This is a genomic window from Methyloversatilis discipulorum (assembly GCF_018780585.1).
GTDB lineage: Bacteria > Pseudomonadota > Gammaproteobacteria > Burkholderiales > Rhodocyclaceae > Methyloversatilis > Methyloversatilis discipulorum_B.
The window spans coordinates 12986-32027 of the sequence record NZ_JADMJL010000023.1; the positions used below are offsets into that span (position 1 = coordinate 12986).

Genomic DNA, 19042 nt, shown 5'->3' on the forward strand with positions numbered 1-19042 from the left:
TCACGGGTATGCCTTCTGATGATGCCTGCGCCGATCGGACCACCCCAGGGCCGGCTTTGCATGGCCGGCCCGTTCGTCAGGTGCGATCAGGGGCAGGCTTTCTGCGTATGCCCGCGCTGATCGACCACCCCAGGGCTGGCCCTGCATGGCCAGCCCGTTCAGCGGGCGCGATCACGGGGATGCCTTCTGATGATGTCCGCACCGATCAACCAACCCAGGGCCGGCTTTGCACAGCCGGCCCGTTCGTCAGGCGCGAAGCAGTGCTTCGCGAAACCCCTGACTCACCCCATTGCCAGCTGCGCTACGGTGCGCAGGCCGTAGTCGAACAGTTGCTGCAGCGCCGGGGCGAAGAAGGGCATCGACAGCAGCAGCATGACGAAACCGGCGATCAGCGTGACCGGGAAGCCGATCGCGAACAGGTTCAACGTCGGTGCGGCACGGGTCAGTATGGCCAGGGCGATGTTCACCACCAGTAGCGCCGCGATCACCGGCAGCGCGAGCATCACGCCGGCCGAGAAGATGGTGCTGCCCCAGCGCGCGATCGCCATCCATCCGTTGGCCGGGAACAGGTCGGCGCCGACCGGCCACCATTCGAAGCTGTTGCCGATCACCGCCAGCAACATCAGGTGGCCGTTGATCGACAGGAAGATGAGCATCGCGAGCAGGCCGAGAAACTCCGAAATCACCGGCGACTGCGCGGCGTTGTCCGGGTCGTAGAACATCGCGAAGCCCAGACCCATCTGCAGACCGATCAGCTCGCCCGCCAGATCGATCGCGGTAAACACGACGCGCATCGAGAAGCCGAGCGCGATGCCGATCAGCATCTGCTGCAGCAACGCGAGCAGACCCGGCCACGAACCGACGATCAGTCCCGAGGGCGGCAGCGCGGGGATCAGCGCCAGCGTCATCGCCGCGCCGAAGCCCATGCGGATGCGCGCCGGAATCGCGCGATTGCTCAGGATGGGTGCGGTCGCGATCAGCCCCATGATGCGGGCCAGCGGAAACAGGAAGCCCGCCATCCACAGGTCGAGCTGGGCGGCGGACAGATTGATCACGTCAGCCGATCAGCGACGGAATGGACGAGTAGAGCCGGCGGATGTAGTCGGTCATCAGCGTGATCATCCACGGCCCGGCCAGCACGATGACCAGGAACACCGCGATCAGCTTCGGGATGAAGGAAAGCGTCATTTCGTTCACCTGCGTCGCCGCCTGGAAGATGCTGACGAGCAGGCCGGTCACCAGCGCGGCGCCCAGCATCGGCGCCGAAATGATGAGCAGGATTTCGACCGCGTGGCGGCCGATGTCGACGACGGTGGTGGGGGTCATGGGTACGGCTCCTTCAGATCTGGCCGAAGCTCGACACCAGCGTGCCGAGTATCAGGTTCCAGCCATCGACCAGCACGAACAGCATGAGCTTGAACGGCAGCGACACGATGACTGGCGACATCATCATCATGCCCATCGACATCAGCACCGACGCGACCACCATGTCGATGATGATGAAAGGGATGAATACGATGAAGCCAATCTGGAACGCCGTCTTCAGCTCCGACGTGACGTAGGCGGGCACGACCACGCGCATCGGCAGTTCTTCCTGGCTGGCCACCTTGGGCGTGTTCGACAGCCGCATGAACAGCTCGACGTCGGGCTCGCGTACCTGCTTCAGCATGAAGGCCTTCAGCGGCTTCGAGCCGATGTCCAGCGCCTGTTCGAAGGTGATGCGGTTCTCAGACAGCGGCTGGTAGGCGTTGGCATAGATCTGCTCGCCGACCGGCGCCATGATGAAGAAGGTGAGGAACATCGCCAGCCCGATCAGCACCTGGTTGGGCGGGCTGCTCTGCGTGCCGATGGCCTGGCGCATCAGCGACAGCACGATGATGATGCGGGTGAAGCTGGTCATCATCAGCAGTACCGCCGGCAGGAAGGACAGACTGGTCAGCAGCAGCAGCGTCTGTATTGACAGCGACCAGTTGGTACCGCCGCCGGGCGCCGGCGTGCTGGTCAGCGCCGGCATCGACTGCGCCAGCACCTCCGGGGCAAGTACGGCGGCGACAGCACCGGCGCCGAACAGCGGGAGCAGGCGGCGCGTCATGAGCGGGGCGCCTTCAACCGGGCGAGCAGCGCGCCGAAATCGGCGGCGGCCGGCTGTGCGCTGCTCTGCTGCAACTCACCGCGCGGCAGCGTGGCGATGCCGGTGACCGACCCGGGGGCGACACCGACCACCAGCCAGTGGTCGCCGATTTCGAGCAGCAGCACGCGCTCGCGCGAGCCGACGGCGATGCCGCCGACCGTGCGTATCGGTGCCGGCCCCGCCAGCTTGCCGCCGGAAATGCGGCGCAGCAGCCACAGCACCGCGAACAGCGCCGCCAGCACGACGCCGAGCGCGCCCAGCATCTGGATTACCGCGCCAGCGCCGCTTGGCGGTGTCGCGGGGGCAGCCGCGTCGGCGGCGTGCATTGCGCCGCTCGATGCGAGCAACAGTAAGGCCATGCGTATCTTCATGGCCGCAGGTTAACGCGCGGGCCGCCGTGGTCAGACCGGGAATAGACCCGGTTTCGGGCGGCAATTTCTGCCGCCATGACGCGAGGGCGTGGACGCGCCTGTGGTCATCGAATGCGCTGCGCTCAGCCCTCGGCCGCCAGCGCCGTCAGCGCCTCGCGCTCGCGCACCTCGATGCGGCCGCGCGTCATCGCGATCCAGTTGCGCCGCTCCCACTGTTTCAGGATGCGGCCGACCGGTTCGCGCGTGCTGCCGAGGTCGGTGGCGATGCGACTCTGCGTGTCCTCGAGCGCTGCGCCGTCGGCCGTGCGCGCGAGCAGCAGGTCGGCCAGGCGGGCGTCGAGGCGGCGGAATTTCAGTTCGTCGAGCAGGGCGATCATGTCCGACAGCAGCCGGCCGTAGTGCTCGAACACGAACTGGCGGAATACGTCCGAGGTGTTCAGCAGCTTGCGGAAGGTGGCGCCCGCGATCGCCACCTCGCGCAGGTCGGTTTCCGCCGTGCTGGCCGCCGGGTAGCGCGCCACGCCGAGCAGGCAGGAGGTGGTGAGTACGCAGGAGTCACCTGGACCCACGCGGTACAGCAGCACTTCGCGGCCATTGGCCGACAGCCGCTGGATGCGTGACCAGCCTTCGATGCGCAGGATGAAGTTGTTGCAGGCGTCGCCTTCGCGGTAGCCAGTCTCGCCCGCCGACAGCCGCACCTCGAAGCTGTTGGCGAGCAGTTCCTCGCGTGCCGCCGGCTCGAGGTCGGCGAGCCGCGGGAAGTGCGTAATCCAGTCGCGCCACAGACCGGGCGCGCCGACGTATCGGCTCATGACTCCTCCTCCATCCATCTTTGTTGTTGTCGAGGGATGCTATCCCGCCGGTGCGCAGCGAATGTGACTAAGTCGCAGATCGCCGGCACGGTGGCGCGTTCAATCGCAGTCAAACGACAACGGAGGAGACCGCCATGCCCCTGAATTCCTTGCGCGCGCTGCTGTGCACCTGCGCCGCGCTGTGGCTGCTGCCGGCCGGTGCGGCCGATGAGCCGTCGTCCGACACCGAAGTCTGGCAGGGCGTGCGGGCCACGGTGTTCGCCGGACGCGAAATCGTCGAGTCGAACGAGGTGATCGAAATCGAGGCGCCTTTCCGCGCCGAGGACGCCGCCGTGGTGCCGGTGGCGCTGCGTGCGCGGATCGACCAGACCCCGCAGCGGCACATCCGCAAGCTGTGGCTCATCATCGACGGCAACCCGACGCCGGTGGCCGCCGCGATCACGCTGAGCCCGGAGGCAGGGCGCGCCGACATCGAAACCCGCGTCCGCGTCGAGCAGTACACCTGGATGCGCGCGGTGGCCGAAACCAGCGACGGCAAGCTGCACGCGTCGAGCAAGTTCGTCCGCGCATCCGGCGGCTGTTCGGCGCCGGCTGGCAAGGACTTCGAGGAGGCGATGGCGCGGCTGGGCAGACTGAAGCTCAAGGTCGAGAACGACGCCGGAAGTGCCGCGGCCGCGACGCTGATGGTGAGCCATCCCAACCTGAACGGCATGCAGATGGACCAGGTCACCCGCCACTTCACGCCGGCCCACTTCGTGCGCCGCATCGAGGTGAGCTACGCCGGCCGCACGCTGCTGACGGCCGACGTCGACTTCGCATTGAGCGAAAACCCGCAGCTGCGCTTCCAGTTCAAGCCGCAGGAAGGTGGCGAACTGCAGGCGAAGGTGATCGACTCGAAGGACCTCTCCTTCACCCAGACCGTCGCCGTGAAGGGCGGCGCGCTCGCCAGGTCGAAGTGAGTCGGGCGCTCAGCGCCGGCTGAGCGCTTCCTCGATCTTCTTCTCGGTCTTGTACTGGCTCAGCGCATAGACCGCCCACAGCGCGGCCGGAATCCAGCCCAGCAGCGTGAGCTGCAGGATGAGACAGATGATGCCGGCCACCGGGCGGCCGATGGTGAAGAACACCGTGAAGGGCAGAAAGATTGCGAGCAGCAGTCGCATGACGGACTCCCGGTTGAGCGAAGTGCGCTCAACGGTACAAGATTAAGCGGTCGAGTTGAAGCCCGGACCGCGCGCTGACGCCGTTGTGCCGACAATGCTGCTGCGCCGCAAGCTGCGCGCCGCCTAATCCGGGATAATCGCGGCATGGTATCCGTCGTTCATTCCCTCTCCAGCGCCGACGCGGCGCGCACCACACTCGAATTGCTGACCGACGGTCTGGGCGACGCCGAAGCGGACACGCTGCGCCGCGCCCACGACATGGTGACGCCGCTGTACGCCGAGCGCTGGCTCGGCACCGGCGAGCCGATGCACGAGCACGTGGTCGGCCAGGCGCTGATCTGCGCCTCGCTGCGGCTCGACCTCGAAACCCGGCTGGCGGCGCTGCTGTTTCCGCTGCACGAGGTGCAGGACGACGCCAGTGAACACATCGCTGCCCAGTACGGCCCGGCGGTCGCCGAACTGGTCGCCGGCCTGCAGCGGCTCGACAACCTGCGCCTGATCACCCGCGCCCATGCTTCGCAGAGCGTGACCGGCAACGACGCCGGCGGCGATCAGGCCGAGGTGCTGCGCAAGATGGTGCTGGCTATGGTGGCCGACGTGCGCGTGGTCATGCTGCGTCTGGCTTCGCGTGTGCAGAGCCTGCGCTGGCTCACCGCCCACCCGAACGACGACCGCCTCGACATGGCGCGGGAATCGCTCGACATCTATGCGCCACTGGCCAACCGGCTGGGCGTCTGGCAGCTCAAGTGGGAACTGGAAGATCTGTCCTTCCGCTTCCTCGAACCCGATACCTACAAGCGCATCGCCAAGCAGCTCGACGAGAAGCGGGTCGAGCGCGAGGCCTTCATCGCCGACGCCATGGTGAAGCTGAAGGCCGAACTGGAGGCGGCCGGCATCAAGGCTGAGATTCAGGGGCGGCCGAAGCACATCTACAGCATCTGGAACAAGATGCGGGCGAAGAAGCTGGAGTTCTCCGAGGTGTACGACGTGCGCGCGCTGCGCGTGCTGGTCGATTCGGTGCGCGACTGCTACGGCGCGCTCGGCGTCGTGCACCAGCTCTGGCATCCGCTGCCGCGCGAGTTCGACGACTACATCGCCCAGCCCAAGGGCAACAACTACCAGTCGCTGCACACCGCGGTGATCGCGCCCGACGGCCGCTCGCTCGAAGTGCAGATCCGTACGCGCGACATGCACCGCCACGCCGAGATGGGCGTCGCTGCGCACTGGCGCTACAAGGAAGGGTCGGGGCAGGACAAGGACTACGACGACAAGATCGCCTGGCTGCGCCAGCTGCTGTCCTGGCGCGACGAAATCGCCGACCACTCGGAGTGGGTGGAACAGTTCAAGCGCGCCGCGCTCGACGACACCATCTATGTGCTGACGCCGCAGGGCAAGGTGATCGACCTGCCACAGGGCGCGACGCCGGTCGACTTCGCCTACCGCCTGCACACCGACCTCGGCCACCGCTGCCGCGGTGCCCGCGTGAACGGCCAGCTGGTGCCACTGAACACGCCGCTCGACAACGGTCAGCGGGTCGAAATCATCGCCGCCAAGCAGGGCGGGCCGTCGCGCGACTGGCTGGTGCCGCAGCAAGGCTACATCACCACGCACAACGCGCGGGTGAAGGTGCGCCGCTGGTTCGCCCAGATCGAGGAAGGCGAGACGCTGGCCCAGGGCCGTGCATGGCTGGCGCGCGAACTGGCGCGCGAGGGCGCCAGCCAGACCAGTCTGGAAGAGCTGTCGCAGAAGCTGGGTTACAACAGCGTCGATGCGATGCATATCGCCTGCGCGCACGGCGAGGTCGGCCCGCGCGCTATCCACGTCGCGCTGAAGGGCGAGGAGCCGCCGCCGGACGAGCCGGAAATCAAGCCGCGCGCACCGCGCGCCACCGGTGAGCGTGGCGTGCTGGTCGAGGGCGTCGGCAAGCTGCTGACCCAGCTCGGTCGCTGCTGCAAGCCGGCACCGCCGGACCCGATCTCCGGCTTCGTGACTCGCGGCCGCGGCGTGGCCATCCACCGCAGCGACTGCCCGAACTACATCAATATGGTGGCGCGCAACCCGGAACGGGTGATCGACGCGCAATGGGGCGAAGTGGCCGGCCGCGACCCGGACGCGCGCTTCGCCGCCGACATCCACGTCGAGGCGCACGACCGTCAGGGGCTGCTGCGCGACATATCCGAAGTGCTGTCGCGCGAGAAGATCAACGTCACCGCGGTCAGCACGCAGTCCAAGGCCGGCATGGCGCGCATGAGCTTCACCGTCGAGATCGCCGGCGTCGGACAGATCCAGAAGGTGCTCGGGCTGATCCGCGACGTCGACGGCGTGGTCGAGACGCGGCGCGGCTGATTGCCGGCGCGCCGACGACCCGTGCGCTAGAACAGTTCGACCTCGCCGGTGCTCATCGTGCCGCGCGGTCCGGACTGCAGGGTCATCGACCGTGCGGCCTCGCGTGCGTCGGTCAGCAGGCGTGACAGCACCTCGTTGCGTTTCTCGACCCGGGCGATGCCGTCGCGCTGTTCGCGGTCGCGGTGCGCGTCGAACACGCCGTTCACGTAACGCGCCATCAGTTCGGTCTGCTCGCTGACTTTCGCCAGCAGCTGGCTCACCATGTCCTCGAACTGCATCGACACCATGCCCTGCATCACCGCCTCGTGTATGGTCGATGACAGGCGATTGATGCGCTCTGCCTGTTCGGTGGCATGGCGGTTGATGTCGGACATCTGTTGCCACAACTGGGCGGCGCGCTCCTCAGATTCACGCGCCGAGCCGATGTCGGTGCTGGCTGAAGCGGCGACGGCTTCACCGGCCTCGCTGATCGCACCATGCACGTCGCCAAGCAGCGCGCTGATTTCGGTGCTGAAGGTTTCAGTACGTTGCGCCAGTTTGCGCACTTCGTCCGCCACCACGGCGAAGCCGCGTCCGGCTTCGCCCGCGCGTGCTGCCTCGATGGCGGCGTTGAGCGCCAGCAGTTCCGTCTGGCGATTGATCTGGTTGACCTGGCCGATCAGTCCGCGCACCTGCTCGAGCTTGTTGCGTACGCCGTCGAAGCGCTGCCCGATCGCCGCGCTGCCTTCGCTCAAGGTTTCCACCGTGCGCACGAAGCCGGACAACGATTCCTGCGTGCGGAGCGCGAACTGTTCGATCTCGCTGCGGCGGCGCGCCTGCTCCTCGTCGGTCGCCAGTGCAAGCAGTTCCTCCACCATCTCTCGCAAGTTCGAACGTCCGTTGCTCTCTCGCAGATTGGCAGCGGCGCCGGCGACGATGTCCTGCGAACGGGTCAGTGCCTCGCGCAAGCGTTCGAACTGTTCCCGACTGCCACCCGCAAGTGCTCCACACAGATCGTCGTACTGCCGCACATTGCGGTCGATCTCCGCCATGCGGGCTGCCTGTCGCGCTGCGTGTCGCGCCCGCGCCCGACGGCTCAGCATCTGTGCGATGACCAGACTGGCAATCGCCAGCGTGATCAGCGCCGTCGTTGCCCAGCCGGAAGGCCGGGTCACGCTCAGTACTGCACCGCCCGCGCTGACCGCCAGCGCCAGCCACACGGCAAGGTCATCACCTCTCAAAGAGCCCGTTTTCGTCACGTCGATAGTCCTTTCTTCTGGTCTTGTTTTGTACGACGAAAGTCATATCGACAATGCCCTTGGGGTTCTCAAGGGTTCTGGTGTGAAAATTTCCCTGATGTACGAACAAGGTCGGTCTGGCGCCACGTGACGGCCGGAGGGATCAGGCGGGGACGTCTATCGATGGGCGCTGTGCCGGCCGCGGCTCCGCATAGATCAGCAGCGGTGTGCGGGCCGCGACGTCCGGACGTGCAACCGATCCCTCGGTCGCGGCCGCCAGTTCGGCTTCGGCCTGGCGAGCCATCTGCGCCGCCCTTGCGGCGACCGCGAGGTCCTGCCCGGATGGCTCGGCCGGCGCCAGCGCGGCGGCGCTGATCTGTCGCGCGCGGCGCAGCGTCTCTTCCGGCGTGCGGCCGGGTGACACGTCCAGACTCACTTCGCCGCCGACGGCGTAATTCACGCCGTCCGGACCTCGCTGGAAGCTGTAGTTCGCGCCCGACGTGGCCAGACCACCGGCCGCCGCCTGATGCGCCTGCTCGTGCTGTCTCACCTCTCGGTCGCGCGCCTGCAGTGCGCGCAGCTGTTCGGTTTCTTCCGGGCTGAATTCACCCGCGGCTCGCATGCGCGAGGCGGCCGAAAGCGTGGCGGAGGGAGAGCTCGGAGCGGAGATATTCATCGGCGCGATGTCCCGGATGGCCTCGACACCGGTCACCGCAGCAGGCGGCCGGCGCATGAATATCCACTATAGACAGTGCGCCGGATGCGCGTGCGCGGGGCTGGCGGCCCCAACAGGAATCGAACCTGTACCTACCCCTTAGGAGGGGGTTGTTGTATCCATTCAACTATGGAGCCGCAGGGGCGCGATTGTAACCGCGCGCCGCGTCAGCGGACGAGGGTGTAGCGGTATTCGATCGGCGGGTGGCCGGGGTGGGCGTGGCGGTAGCGCAGGCGGAGCAGGGCATAGTCGCCCGTGCCGGCGCGGTCGAACATCGCGCGGCCCGCTTCGCCGCGGCCGATCAGCAGGTGAGCGCCCGGCGGCACCTGCGGAGCGGGTGCGTCGTCCTTCCAGACGACGACCTGCGCCTGCGGAAAGCGCAGGCGCAGTACGCCGCCGAGCACCGCATCGTGGGTGACGATGGGCGCGCGGCCGTCGTAGCCGGCGCTGCGCAGCGCGAGCGCCAGTTCGGCCGCGGGTTCGTTCAGTTCGTCCGGCCGGTTGCGCCAGCCGTCGAATACCGGCCGCATGCTGGCCATGAAGAGGTAGAGCAGCGCGAACACGATGAGCGTGCCGCGCAGCCAGCTCAAGTGCGGGTGTGCGGACAGATGCGGTCGGCAGCAGAAGAAGGCCAGCGGCGCCATGAACAGCAGCGGCTGCAGCCAGCGACCCTTGAAATGGGTGGCGCCGCCGACCACCACCAGCGCGATCATCAGCAGCGCCAGCAGTCCGAGATAGCGGCCCCACAGGCGGCAGTGTGGCGATGCGGCGGTGGGCGCCCACGCGGCGCGGCCGAAGATCGCGGCGAAGGCGAGCGCGAGTGCGGCCAGTGTGGCCAGCGTGGCGCCGAGCAGGCTGCTCAGGCCGCGCACGACGCCGCCCGCCACGCCGGGCACGGCGTCCAGCTTTTCCAGCGTGCGGGCGCTGGCCAGCTGCCAGTTGTCGAGCAGCCACAGCGCGTGCGGCGCGAGCACGACGAGCGCCAGCAGCGCCGCCGCGATCAGCCACGGGCTGCGCAGCATGGGCCGCGTGTCGCGCGACAGCAGCACCGCCAGGCCGAGTGCGGCCAGATAGACCGCGAAACTGTATTTGGACAGCAGGCCGAGCGCTGCGCACAGGCCGAGCGCCAGGTAGAGCAGCGGGCGCGGCTTCTCGATCAGTCGCACGACGACATAGAGCGTGGCGGCGGCGACGGCGGTGGCCAGCACCGAATGCGTCAGGTCGCGCTGCGATTCCCAGCCGATCTGCGGAATCAGCAGCATGGACGCCGCGGCGAGCAGCGCCAGCGGCGGCGCCATCAGCCGGCGCGCGGCCAGCCAGACGAAGGCGTAGGTCGATGCGAGCAGCGTGTTCTTAAGCAGCGACAGCGACAGTACCGACACGCCCGCCACCTGGAACACAGCCCACTGCAGCCATGTGTAAAGCGGCGGCTGCGTGCCGTAGCCGGCGGCCAGTTGCTGGGTCCACAGCGCCTGCTCGGCCTCGTCCAGTTCGAGCGCGTCGGACACCAGCGTGCGAGCCACGATGTGGGCGCCGAAATAGAGCAGGAGCAGCAGCCACGGGGCGCGGTGCGACGGGGTGGAAGCAGGGGCGTTCATGGCGTCGCAGTGTCGCCGCAGATCTTTAATTTGGCGTTAACCGCGGCGCTGCACGATGACGGCTCTTCATGCCGGATCATCCGCCCATGCCCCAGGTTCTCGAATTCGCCCAGCCGGAGTCGCCGGCGCGTGCCACCGCCGAGGCGCCGGAGGTGTCCGTCGTCGTGCCGGTGTTCAACGAATTCGACAATCTCGGCGATCTGGTCGATCGCATCCACGCCGCACTGGCCCCGACCGGCCGCCGCTTCGAGCTGATCGTCGTCGACGACGGCTCGCGCGACGGCAGCGGCGCGCTGCTGACGCGGCTGGTGGCCGAACGCCCGTGGCTGCGGCCGGTGCTTCTGGTGCGCAACTACGGTCAGTCGAGCGCGCTGCAGGCCGGCTTCGACCGTGTGCGCGGTCGCTACGTGGTGACGCTCGACGGCGATCTGCAGAACGACCCGCTCGACATTCCGGCGATGCTCGACCGCCTCGACACGGATCCCGACGTCGACATGATTTCCGGCTGGCGCCAGCAGCGGCAGGACAAGGCGCTGTCGCGCCGGCTGCCGTCGCTCATCGCAAACAAGCTCATTTCCGCCTCGACCGGCGTGTATCTGCACGACTACGGCTGTGCGCTGAAGGCGTACCGGCGGGACATCATCGACCGCATCCGGCTGTACGGCGAACTGCACCGCTTCATCCCGTCGCTGGCGCGCGACGCCGGTGCGCGCATCGCCGAAGTGCCGGTGCGTCACCACGCGCGCACGCGCGGCGTGTCGAAGTACGGCATAGACCGCACCTTCCGCGTCATCCTCGACCTGGTGCTGATCGTCTTCTTCATGCGCTACCGCCAGCGTCCGCTGCACGCGTTTGGAGCGCTCGGCCTGTGGCTGGCCACACCCGGTGCCGCCATCCTCGGCTGGATGGGCCTGCTCAAGCTGTTCGGCGAGGACATCGGCGGCCGGCCGCTGCTGATGGCCGGCGTCATGCTGCTGCTGATGGGCGTTCAGCTCATCGTTGCCGGCCTGATCGGCGAACTGCTCATCCGCATCTATCACGAAGGTCGTGGCCGGCCGCAGTACCACGCGCAGGAGCCGGAGGCGCGATGACGCGCGGCGCCGCGCTGCGCCTCGCGGCAGCCGGCGGGCTGCTGGCGGCGGTGATTCATGTGGCGGAGCCAGCGGTTCTGGTCGATACCTTGCGACGCGCCGACCGTGACTGGCTGCTGCTTGGCCTGGTCGCCGCGCTGCTGTCCAACGTCGCATCGGCCCTGCGCTGGCGCGCGCTCACGGCCTGGCTCGGTGCGGCCGTCAGCCCCTCGTTCGCGCTGCTCGCCTACTTCCGTGCAATGGCGCTGAACGCACTGCTGCCGGGGGCCGTCGTCGGCGGCGATCTGTATCGCGCGCTGGCGCTGCGTCAGGCCGGTCTGCCGACACTCGACGCCGGCCTGTCGGTGCTGCTGGACCGCGTCAGTGGCCTTTGGGTGCTGCTGGCACTCGGTGCCGGCGCATTGCCGTTCGCTGCATCCTCCATCGCACTCCCATTGCCGCTGCCGTCTGTCTGGATCGACCTGTCGTGCGCGGTGGCGGCCGTGCTGCTGCTCACCGCGCCACTGCTCGTGATTGCGTGGCCTATCAGCGGCGCTCGCGCGCTCGCCGCGCTGGCGCGCCTGCAGTCGCGATTGCGGCGCCCGCGCGTGCTGCAGCAGTACGCGCTGCAGATGGGCGCTTCGCTTGTCGTGCAGGTGCTGTCGATTGCCGCGCTCGCCTGCGGCGGCCGCGCCCTCGGGCTCGACCTGTCGCCGGCCGTGTGGGCGACGGCAGCGGCGCCGATCTTCCTGATGGCGGCGCTGCCGGTCAGCGTCGGCGGCTGGGGTACGCGTGAAGCGGCGGCGGCGGCGGTGCTCGCCGTCTTCGGTGTGCCGGCCGCGCAGGCGGTCGCCGTGGCGCTGATCTACGGCGTATTCGGTCTGCTGCAGGCGGCGCTGGGCGGCTCGCTGTTCGCCTGCCGGCCGCAAGCGGTGCCGCGCGTGGGCTGAGTCACCGCCGGGGCAGGGCGTATACTGCGCGCCCGCCTCCGAACCGCCCCCGCACGCCGCCCACCATGCCGCTGATCACCCTCGACAATGCCTGCCTTGCCTTCGGCGACCTGCCACTGCTGGACCACACCGCGCTGGTGGTCGAACCAGGCGAGCGGCTGGCGCTGATCGGCCGCAACGGCACTGGCAAGTCCAGCCTGCTGAAAATCCTCGCAGGCGATGCGGCACTCGACGACGGCATCGTCTGGCGTCAGCCCGGCACGAAGATCGCCTACGTTGCGCAGGAGCCGCAGTTCGCCGCCGGTGCCCGCGTGTTCGATGCCATCGCGCAGGGCCTGGGCGAGCTGTCGCAACTGCTGATCGACTATCACGACGTGGCCGAGGCGGTCGCGCACGGCGACGAGAGCAAGCTCGACCGCATGGCCGAACTGCAGGACGCGCTGGAGCACCACCAGGCCTGGCGTTTCGAGCAGCGCATCGAACAGGCGCTGGTGCGGCTCAACCTGCCGGGCGACGCGACCGTGGAATCACTGTCCGGCGGCATGCTCAAGCGCGTGGCGCTGGCGCGCGCGCTGGTCGCCGAGCCGGACATGCTGCTGCTGGACGAACCGACCAACCACCTCGACCTCGACGGCATCGCCTGGCTGGAAGCGCTGCTCAACGATTTCCGCGGCGCCAGCCTGGTCATCACGCACGACCGGCGCTTCCTCGACAGCTTTGCCACCCGGATCATCGAACTGGACCGCGGCCTGCTGCGCAGCTACCCCGGCCGCTACGCGCAGTACGTCGCGCGCAAGGCCGACGAACTGGCGGCCGAGGCGCTGGAATCGGCACGGGCCGACAAGCTGCTGGCGCAGGAGGAGGTGTGGATACGCAAGGGCGTCGAGGCGCGCCGCACGCGGGCCCAGTTCCGTGTAAAGCGGCTCGACGAACTGCGCGCACGGCGCGAGGCGCGGCGCGAACAGATGGGACGCGCCCGCATCGGGCTGGATCGCGGCGAAGCGTCCGGCGAACTGGTGGCGGAACTGGAGGGCGTGAGCAAGCGCTACGGCGATCGCCCCATCGTTCGCGACTTCTCGACCCGCATCGTGCGTGGCGACAAGGTGGGCCTGATCGGCCCGAACGGCGCTGGCAAGACCACGCTGCTCAAGCTCATCCTCGGTCAGCTGGAGGCGGACGAAGGGCGTGTGCGCACCGGCAGCCGCATCCAGGTCGCCTACTTCGACCAGTTCCGCACCCAGCTCGACGAATCGGCCACGCTGGCCGAGGTGATCAGCCCGGGTTCGGATTTTGTCGAGATCGGCGGCAAGCGCACGCACGTGATCGGCTATCTCGGCGACTTCCTGTTCCCGCCTCAGCGCGCGCGCGCCAAGGTCGAGTCGCTGTCCGGCGGCGAGCGCAACCGGCTGCTGCTGGCGCGGTTGTTCGCGCGACCGGCCAACGTGCTGGTGCTGGACGAGCCGACCAACGACCTCGACATGGAAACGCTGGACCTGCTCGAACAGCTGCTGCAGGACTACGACGGCACGGTGCTGCTGGTGTCGCACGACCGCGCCTTCCTCGACGCCGTCGTGACGCAGACCATCGCCTACGAAGGTGACGGTCGCTGGCGCGAATATGTCGGCGGCTACAGCGACTGGATTGCCCAGCGCCCGGCCGCGCCGGCGTCGCCCGCCGCCACGCCGGCAAAATCAGCGCCGCCAGCGCCCGCGGCTTCGCCGGTCAAGGCCGACAAGCCGGCCGCGGCGCCGAAGAGCAAGCTCAGCTTCAAGGAACAGAAGGAACTGGACAGCTTGCCCGACCGTATCGCTGCGCTGGAGGACGAACAGACCTCACTGACCGCACGGTTGTCGAGCGGCGCATTGGCCGGTCCCGAAGCGGCCGTCGTGTCGACCCGGCTGGGCGCGCTGGCGGCCGAAATCGACGCCGCCATGCTGCGCTGGGAAGAACTGGAATCGCGTCGCTGAGCCCGGTTTCTGTCGGATTTATTTACAGCGCCTGGCCCGGAGAACGGTGCTATCCGAGATAGGTAAAAAACTTCATATATTTCAGTTTTGTGTAACACCCTGTTTTTCTGGAATATGACTTGCTACACGATCGATGACAGCTCGGGAAAATTTCCCTTGTCGTCGTGACAAGAACCCAGGAGACAGATCATGACCATCCCCTTCCGCCGGAAGGTTCGTCTCGCCGCACTGGCTGCGGCCCTTGCCGGCATCAACGCCGCACACGCCGCACCGACCGTCGATCTTGAGAACGTCGGTTGGGTCACCTACGGCGATGCCCGTTCCTATTCGCTGCCGATTTCCGGTCTCGAAGTGATGGCCGGGCCGGGCCAGATCGATATCTTCACCAAACTCGGCCTGGGCGCCGACGGCCAGACCAGTAACGGCACACCCGGTGTCGACGACGCCTTCGACACCCCGCAGGCGAACACCACCGAAGGCTTCCGCACCACGACCGCAAACGAACCCAACAGTCTGGCCGGTGTGCTTGATGGCAGCTGGGATCGCTCCGGCTGGTGGGATGCCAGCCTGTCGGCACTCAATGCCGAACTGAACTTCGACGAAAACTCGCTGGTGTTCTTCTTCGCCAACAACGAAATCGGCTCCGGCGAGGACCGCGCCAGTCTGGCGGCGTGGATGCGCGTCGAGGTGTCGCAGATCAGCACCGGCACCATCCTCGGCCGCTTCGACCTGAGCAATGACTTCGACCAGGATGGCGTGTCGGTCTACGGCGGTCTGCCGACCTTCGACGGCTCGGGTGGCTCTGGCATCATTCTCGGCGGCTCCGACCTGTACACCGCGCCCGGCGCGCTGACCGAAGCAGGTCGTGTCGAACCGGTGCTCGCCGATTTCGTGCGCTCCGGTGGTCCGGTCTGTCTGGCAACGGTGCCCGGCGGCGAAGTCATCGTCGATTGCGCCGGTCCCTATGACCGCAAGGTCGAGCACAATCTGGGTGGTGACCGCGCTGCCTACGCCATCGTGATGACCGAGCTCGACGCACTGATTGCCAGCCTGCTCGGCGGCGATCTGAGCGACTACGCGATCCATGTCGACTACCGCCTCGGCTGTGGCAGCGAGGACGGCTTCGGTACCGTGCGGGAAGCGCCGCGTCAGAACCAGGACGTCGGCAACTGTTTCGACCGGTACGCGCTGAACGGCGGTGACGAGAAGCTGTTCATCGGCACCCAGGCGCATACGGACATCAATGTGCCCGAGCCCGGTTCGCTGGCGCTGATCGCCGCGGCGCTGGCCGGGGTCGGCGCGCTGCGCCGCCGTCGCGGCTGATCGCGGCTTCTGCGGCACGCCGCACGTGAACGACAAAGGCCACCCGCGGGTGGCCTTTGTCGTTGTGATGGCGTCGGACGGCGTCAGTCCGCGTCCGGGGCGGCGTGATCGGGGAGCGTCGGCGGCGGCGAGCCGTCCATCGGCAGACCCAGGCGGCCGAGCAGCGTTTCGTGGCTGATCCGCAACAGCTCCTCGATGTCCTTGAAATCGTCCGGCAACGCCGGGTCGTCCCAGCCCTTGGCGCTGTGACGGGCCAGATTGACCGCGTACTGCACGTTGCGTACGCGCGGCGACGGGTGGGCGGAGCCGCCCATCAGTTCGACCAGCAGCGCCGGCAGTCGCCAGGCCTTGGCCAGCGCCACCTGCAGATCGTGCGAAGTGACGTTGAACACCACCTTCTGCGCGGCCGCCGTGCGCATCGTCGGATTGGCGCGCAGCAGGTCGCGCAGCTTCAGCGACAGCTTCGGCGCGAACACCCAGCAGAGGATTTCCGCCACGTCGTGAAGCAGCGTGGCGACGGTGATCTCGTCGACGTCGATGTCGTGGCGCATCAGTGCCCACTCGCGAGCCCAGCCCGACGCCTTGCGCGCCCGCGCGATCACGCGCATGACGCCGAGAAGTGCCTGCGGGTGTGCGTGCAGGTGCTCCTCCAGCGTCGGGAGCGACTCGAAATGATTGAAGAAGGGCGTGATGCCTATCATCATCAGCGCCCGTTCGATCGTCGTGATGTCGGTATGCTGGCTGCGGCCGCGCTTCGCTTCGATGAAGGCGAGCACGCGCAGCGTCATCAGCGGATCGTGCAGGATGACTTGGGCGATGGTGCGGGCGCTGACCGTGTTTTCGGTCTCCCGCAACTGGGCCAGTTCGCGGGTGGTGCGGGCAAGTACCGGCAGCGGCTTGTCGCTCATGAAAGCGACCCAGCCCTCCAGGGTGGCGTTCGACGCGTCGCGCATGTGTCAGGTCCTGTGGACGATGACCTGTTAACGGCTCCGCGCGCGGCCTACTGAAGAGGTGACGCCATGAAGCGTGTGTCTGTCTGCAAGCTGCGCAGGGCGTTCACCGGCGGGCCTCAGCTTCCGTCGTCGTCCTCGTCGCCGTCGGCGTCCGGCCAGCTGTCGTTGTCGGCGTCGCCATCGGCCTCGGCCACCATCGTCATCGCGTTGATCTGCGCGATCTGGTCGAGCAGGCTCGGCATGGCGGGAATGCGCTCGTCCGACTTCAGCGGACGGCGATGATGGCGAAAACCCAGTGTTTCGGACGTCGGGCGCGGCATGGACATGTCGGGACTCCTGATACTGTTTGACGGTGGTTGATCGCTGCTGCTCTGCTGATTACGACGTTTGACTCGCGGACTTGAAGGCATGTCGCACCCTCTTTGTGAAGATTCCTCACTGATGCAGCACCGGCCACGCCCGGATTGCGATCTGTTCTGCCGTGTCGTCGACAACTTCGGCGATGCCGGCGTGTGCTGGCGCCTCGCTCGCGCGCTGGCGCGCGAGCACGGCTGGACGGTAAGGCTTTGGATGGACGCGCCACAGGCGCTGGCGCGGATCAAGCCACAGGGCGCCGACGAGCCGGGCGTCGAGGTGAGGTACTGGACCGATGAGCTGCCCGACTGCGAACCCGCACACTGCGTCATCGAAGCCTTCGCCTGCCATCTGCCGCCGACCTTCGTCGCGGCGATGGCGGCGCTGGCCGTGCCGCCGCGCTGGATCAATCTCGAATACCTGACGGCCGAAGACTGGGCGGACGGCTGTCATGGCCTCGCCTCGCAGGACCCGGCCACCGGTCTGACCAAGCACTTCTTCTTCCCCGGCTTCAGCGCGCGCACCGGCGGCCTGTTGCGCGAGCGCGACCTGTTTGCCCGACGCGACGCGTGGCGCGCGGATGCCGCGCTGCAGCATGCGACCTGGGCGCGTATCGGCATGCGGCCACAGCCCGGAGCGCTCCAGGTGTCGCTGTTCAGCTATGAAAGCCCGTCGATGTCGCCCCTGGTCGACGCGCTGGCTGCACGCGCTCAGCCGACCCAGCTCTGGGTGCCTGAGGGCAGGGCGCTGATCGCGCTGGCCGGCGTGCTGGCGAGGCCACTGGTGGCTGGCGACGATATCCGGCACGGTGCGCTACGGATCTGCGCATTGCCCTTCATGGACCAGGACGACTACGACGCGCTGCTCTGGCACTGCGACCTGAACATCGTGCGCGGTGAGGATTCCTTCGTCCGCGCGCAGTGGGCGGCCCGCCCACTGCTGTGGCACATCTATCCGCAGGACGACGGGGCGCATCTGCCCAAGCTCGATGCCTTTCTCGACCGCTACTCGGCCGGCCTCGACCCGGCGCCGGCAGCACGCCTGCGCGCGCTGCATCACGGCTGGAGCGGGGGGGCGGCGATCGCGTCGGCCGACTGGCTGGCCGCGCTTGCCGACCTGCCGCTGCTGACGGCACACGCGCAGGACTGGGCGACCCGGCTCGCGGCTATAAGCGACCTCGCAACCCAGCTTGTGTTGTTTAATCAGACACCTATATAATGCCGGGTTTGCCGCGACGGGCGTTGCAACAGGGGTTGCAAAGGTTCGCATGGCGGCCTCAACCCCCACAGGAACACTGCATGAAAACCGCTCAGGAACTGCGCGCCGGCAACGTCGTGAAAATTGGCAACGACGCCATGGTCGTGCTCAAGGCCGAATACAACAAGTCGGGCCGCAACGCCGCCGTCGTCAAGATGAAGATGAAGAATCTGCTGACCGGCTCCGGTCAGGAGACGGTCTACAAGGCCGACGACAAGTTCGACGTGGTCATCCTGGAGCGCCGCGAAGTCACCTACTCGTACTTCGCCGATCCGCTTTACACCTTCATGGATGCCGACTACAACCAGTACGAAGTCGAAGCCGAGAACATGGGCGACGCACTGAACTACATCGAAGACGGCATGGCCTGCGAAGTCGTGTTCTACGAAGGTCGTGCCATCTCGGTCGAACTGCCGAATTCGGTGGTGCGTGAAATCATCTACACCGAGCCGGGCGTCAAGGGCGACACCTCGGGCAAGGTGCTCAAGCCTGCCAAGATCAACACCGGCTACGAAGTGGCGGTGCCGCTGTTCTGCGATATCGGCGACAAGATCGAAATCGACACCCGCACCGGCGAATACAAGAACCGCGTGAAGTAAGCAGCCGATCCGGCCGCGCAGTCGGGCGGTCGGCGGACGAAAGAGGCCCTGCCATCGTGCAGGGCTTTTTTTCGCCCGGTGTCGCTGTCTTGCATGAGCGGCTCGGCGACCGCGAGAGCGGCCTGAATTCAAGCCCGCAGACCGCAGCCGCCGCGGCCGGGCTTTTGTGGGAGATTCTATGTTCCGGCGCAAGCGTTTTCGTGCTGTTTCGGGACATAG

20 protein-coding genes and 1 tRNA gene are annotated in these 19042 nt (G+C 67.4%); 9 read left to right on the plus strand and 12 right to left on the minus strand.

Translation table 11 applies throughout. The features are described 5' to 3' along the window. Positions 1-281: 281 nt before the first annotated feature. The 5 genes from fliR to IV112_RS11785 form a co-directional block, all read right to left on the minus strand. On the minus strand, positions 282-1055 hold the full coding sequence (gene fliR / locus IV112_RS11765) for a flagellar biosynthetic protein FliR (protein WP_304003695.1): 774 nt from the start codon (positions 1053-1055) through the stop codon (positions 282-284). A gap of 1 nt (position 1056) precedes the next feature. Next, positions 1057-1326 (minus strand): flagellar biosynthesis protein FliQ, encoded by a 270-nt coding sequence (gene fliQ / locus IV112_RS11770; RefSeq protein ID WP_304003696.1) that lies wholly within the window; start codon positions 1324-1326, stop codon positions 1057-1059. Positions 1327-1339: 13 nt separating this feature from the next. Then, entirely contained in the window at positions 1340-2092 is a 753-nt protein-coding gene (gene fliP / locus IV112_RS11775) for a flagellar type III secretion system pore protein FliP (RefSeq protein ID WP_304003697.1), read from the minus strand. Then, on the minus strand, positions 2089-2490 hold the full coding sequence (gene fliO / locus IV112_RS11780) for a flagellar biosynthetic protein FliO (protein WP_304003699.1): 402 nt from the start codon (positions 2488-2490) through the stop codon (positions 2089-2091). The genes fliP and fliO overlap by 4 nt, the downstream gene beginning before the upstream one ends. A gap of 134 nt (positions 2491-2624) precedes the next feature. Next, positions 2625-3314: a Crp/Fnr family transcriptional regulator gene (locus IV112_RS11785; RefSeq protein ID WP_304003700.1), complete on the minus strand. Its 690-nt coding sequence runs from the start codon at positions 3312-3314 to the stop codon at positions 2625-2627. A gap of 134 nt (positions 3315-3448) precedes the next feature. Between IV112_RS11785 and IV112_RS11790 the strand changes: the two genes are divergently transcribed. Next, positions 3449-4273, plus strand: coding sequence for a quinoprotein dehydrogenase-associated SoxYZ-like carrier (locus tag IV112_RS11790; RefSeq protein WP_304003701.1), 825 nt, complete (start codon positions 3449-3451; stop codon positions 4271-4273). Positions 4274-4282: 9 nt separating this feature from the next. Here the strand turns inward: IV112_RS11790 and IV112_RS11795 are convergent, their stop codons facing one another. Next, complete coding sequence (locus tag IV112_RS11795; protein ID WP_304003703.1) at positions 4283-4474, minus strand: YqaE/Pmp3 family membrane protein; 192 nt, start codon at positions 4472-4474, stop codon at positions 4283-4285. Between the two features lie 144 nt (positions 4475-4618). Here IV112_RS11795 and IV112_RS11800 point away from each other — a divergent pair, with 144 nt between their 5' ends. Beyond that, positions 4619-6820, plus strand: a complete 2202-nt coding sequence (locus tag IV112_RS11800) for a RelA/SpoT family protein (RefSeq protein WP_304003704.1) — start codon at positions 4619-4621, stop codon at positions 6818-6820. Between the two features lie 26 nt (positions 6821-6846). On the opposite strand, the gene IV112_RS11805 is transcribed toward IV112_RS11800, so the two are convergent. Next, positions 6847-7851: a methyl-accepting chemotaxis protein gene (locus tag IV112_RS11805; protein WP_304003706.1), complete on the minus strand. Its 1005-nt coding sequence runs from the start codon at positions 7849-7851 to the stop codon at positions 6847-6849. Between the two features lie 58 nt (positions 7852-7909). Between IV112_RS11805 and IV112_RS11810 the strand changes: the two genes are divergently transcribed. Further along, on the plus strand, positions 7910-8188 hold the full coding sequence (locus IV112_RS11810; protein WP_304003707.1) for a hypothetical protein: 279 nt from the start codon (positions 7910-7912) through the stop codon (positions 8186-8188). Between the two features lie 12 nt (positions 8189-8200). On the opposite strand, the gene IV112_RS11815 is transcribed toward IV112_RS11810, so the two are convergent. The 3 genes from IV112_RS11815 to IV112_RS11825 all read right to left on the minus strand — a co-directional run bounded on the left by IV112_RS11815 (position 8201) and on the right by IV112_RS11825 (position 10350). Then, entirely contained in the window at positions 8201-8659 is a 459-nt protein-coding gene (locus IV112_RS11815; protein WP_304003708.1) for a putative metalloprotease CJM1_0395 family protein, read from the minus strand. Between the two features lie 155 nt (positions 8660-8814). Next, positions 8815-8889 (minus strand) — tRNA-Arg (locus IV112_RS11820). 30 nt (positions 8890-8919) lie between these two features. After that, a complete protein-coding gene (locus IV112_RS11825) occupies positions 8920-10350 on the minus strand; it encodes a glycosyltransferase family 39 protein (RefSeq protein WP_304003709.1) in 1431 nt (476 codons plus the stop codon). Between the two features lie 86 nt (positions 10351-10436). Here IV112_RS11825 and IV112_RS11830 point away from each other — a divergent pair, with 86 nt between their 5' ends. The 4 genes from IV112_RS11830 (at position 10437) to IV112_RS11845 (ending at position 15660) form a co-directional block, all read left to right on the plus strand. Beyond that, positions 10437-11441 carry a glycosyltransferase family 2 protein gene (locus tag IV112_RS11830; RefSeq protein ID WP_304003710.1) on the plus strand — a complete coding sequence of 335 codons (1005 nt, stop codon included), beginning with the start codon at positions 10437-10439 and terminating at the stop codon, positions 11439-11441. Then, positions 11438-12370: a lysylphosphatidylglycerol synthase transmembrane domain-containing protein gene (locus IV112_RS11835; protein WP_304003712.1), complete on the plus strand. Its 933-nt coding sequence runs from the start codon at positions 11438-11440 to the stop codon at positions 12368-12370. The genes IV112_RS11830 and IV112_RS11835 overlap by 4 nt, the downstream gene beginning before the upstream one ends. Positions 12371-12435: 65 nt before the next feature. Continuing rightward, the gene (locus IV112_RS11840) at positions 12436-14337 is read left to right on the plus strand and encodes an ATP-binding cassette domain-containing protein (RefSeq protein WP_304003713.1); all 1902 of its coding nucleotides are present in this window, start codon (positions 12436-12438) and stop codon (positions 14335-14337) included. Between the two features lie 189 nt (positions 14338-14526). Further along, positions 14527-15660, plus strand: a complete 1134-nt coding sequence (locus IV112_RS11845) for a PEP-CTERM sorting domain-containing protein (protein ID WP_304003715.1) — start codon at positions 14527-14529, stop codon at positions 15658-15660. An 83-nt stretch (positions 15661-15743) separates the two neighbouring features. Here the strand turns inward: IV112_RS11845 and IV112_RS11850 are convergent, their stop codons facing one another. Continuing rightward, positions 15744-16613 (minus strand): HDOD domain-containing protein, encoded by an 870-nt coding sequence (locus IV112_RS11850; protein ID WP_304003717.1) that lies wholly within the window; start codon positions 16611-16613, stop codon positions 15744-15746. Positions 16614-16729: 116 nt separating this feature from the next. Beyond that, positions 16730-16939, minus strand: a complete 210-nt coding sequence (locus IV112_RS11855; protein ID WP_019918997.1) for a hypothetical protein — start codon at positions 16937-16939, stop codon at positions 16730-16732. Between the two features lie 115 nt (positions 16940-17054). Here IV112_RS11855 and earP point away from each other — a divergent pair, with 115 nt between their 5' ends. Continuing rightward, the gene (gene earP, locus IV112_RS11860; protein WP_304003718.1) at positions 17055-18185 is read left to right on the plus strand and encodes an elongation factor P maturation arginine rhamnosyltransferase EarP; all 1131 of its coding nucleotides are present in this window, start codon (positions 17055-17057) and stop codon (positions 18183-18185) included. An 80-nt stretch (positions 18186-18265) separates the two neighbouring features. Then, entirely contained in the window at positions 18266-18823 is a 558-nt protein-coding gene (efp, locus tag IV112_RS11865) for an elongation factor P (protein ID WP_019918995.1), read from the plus strand. Positions 18824-19042 lie beyond the last annotated feature (219 nt).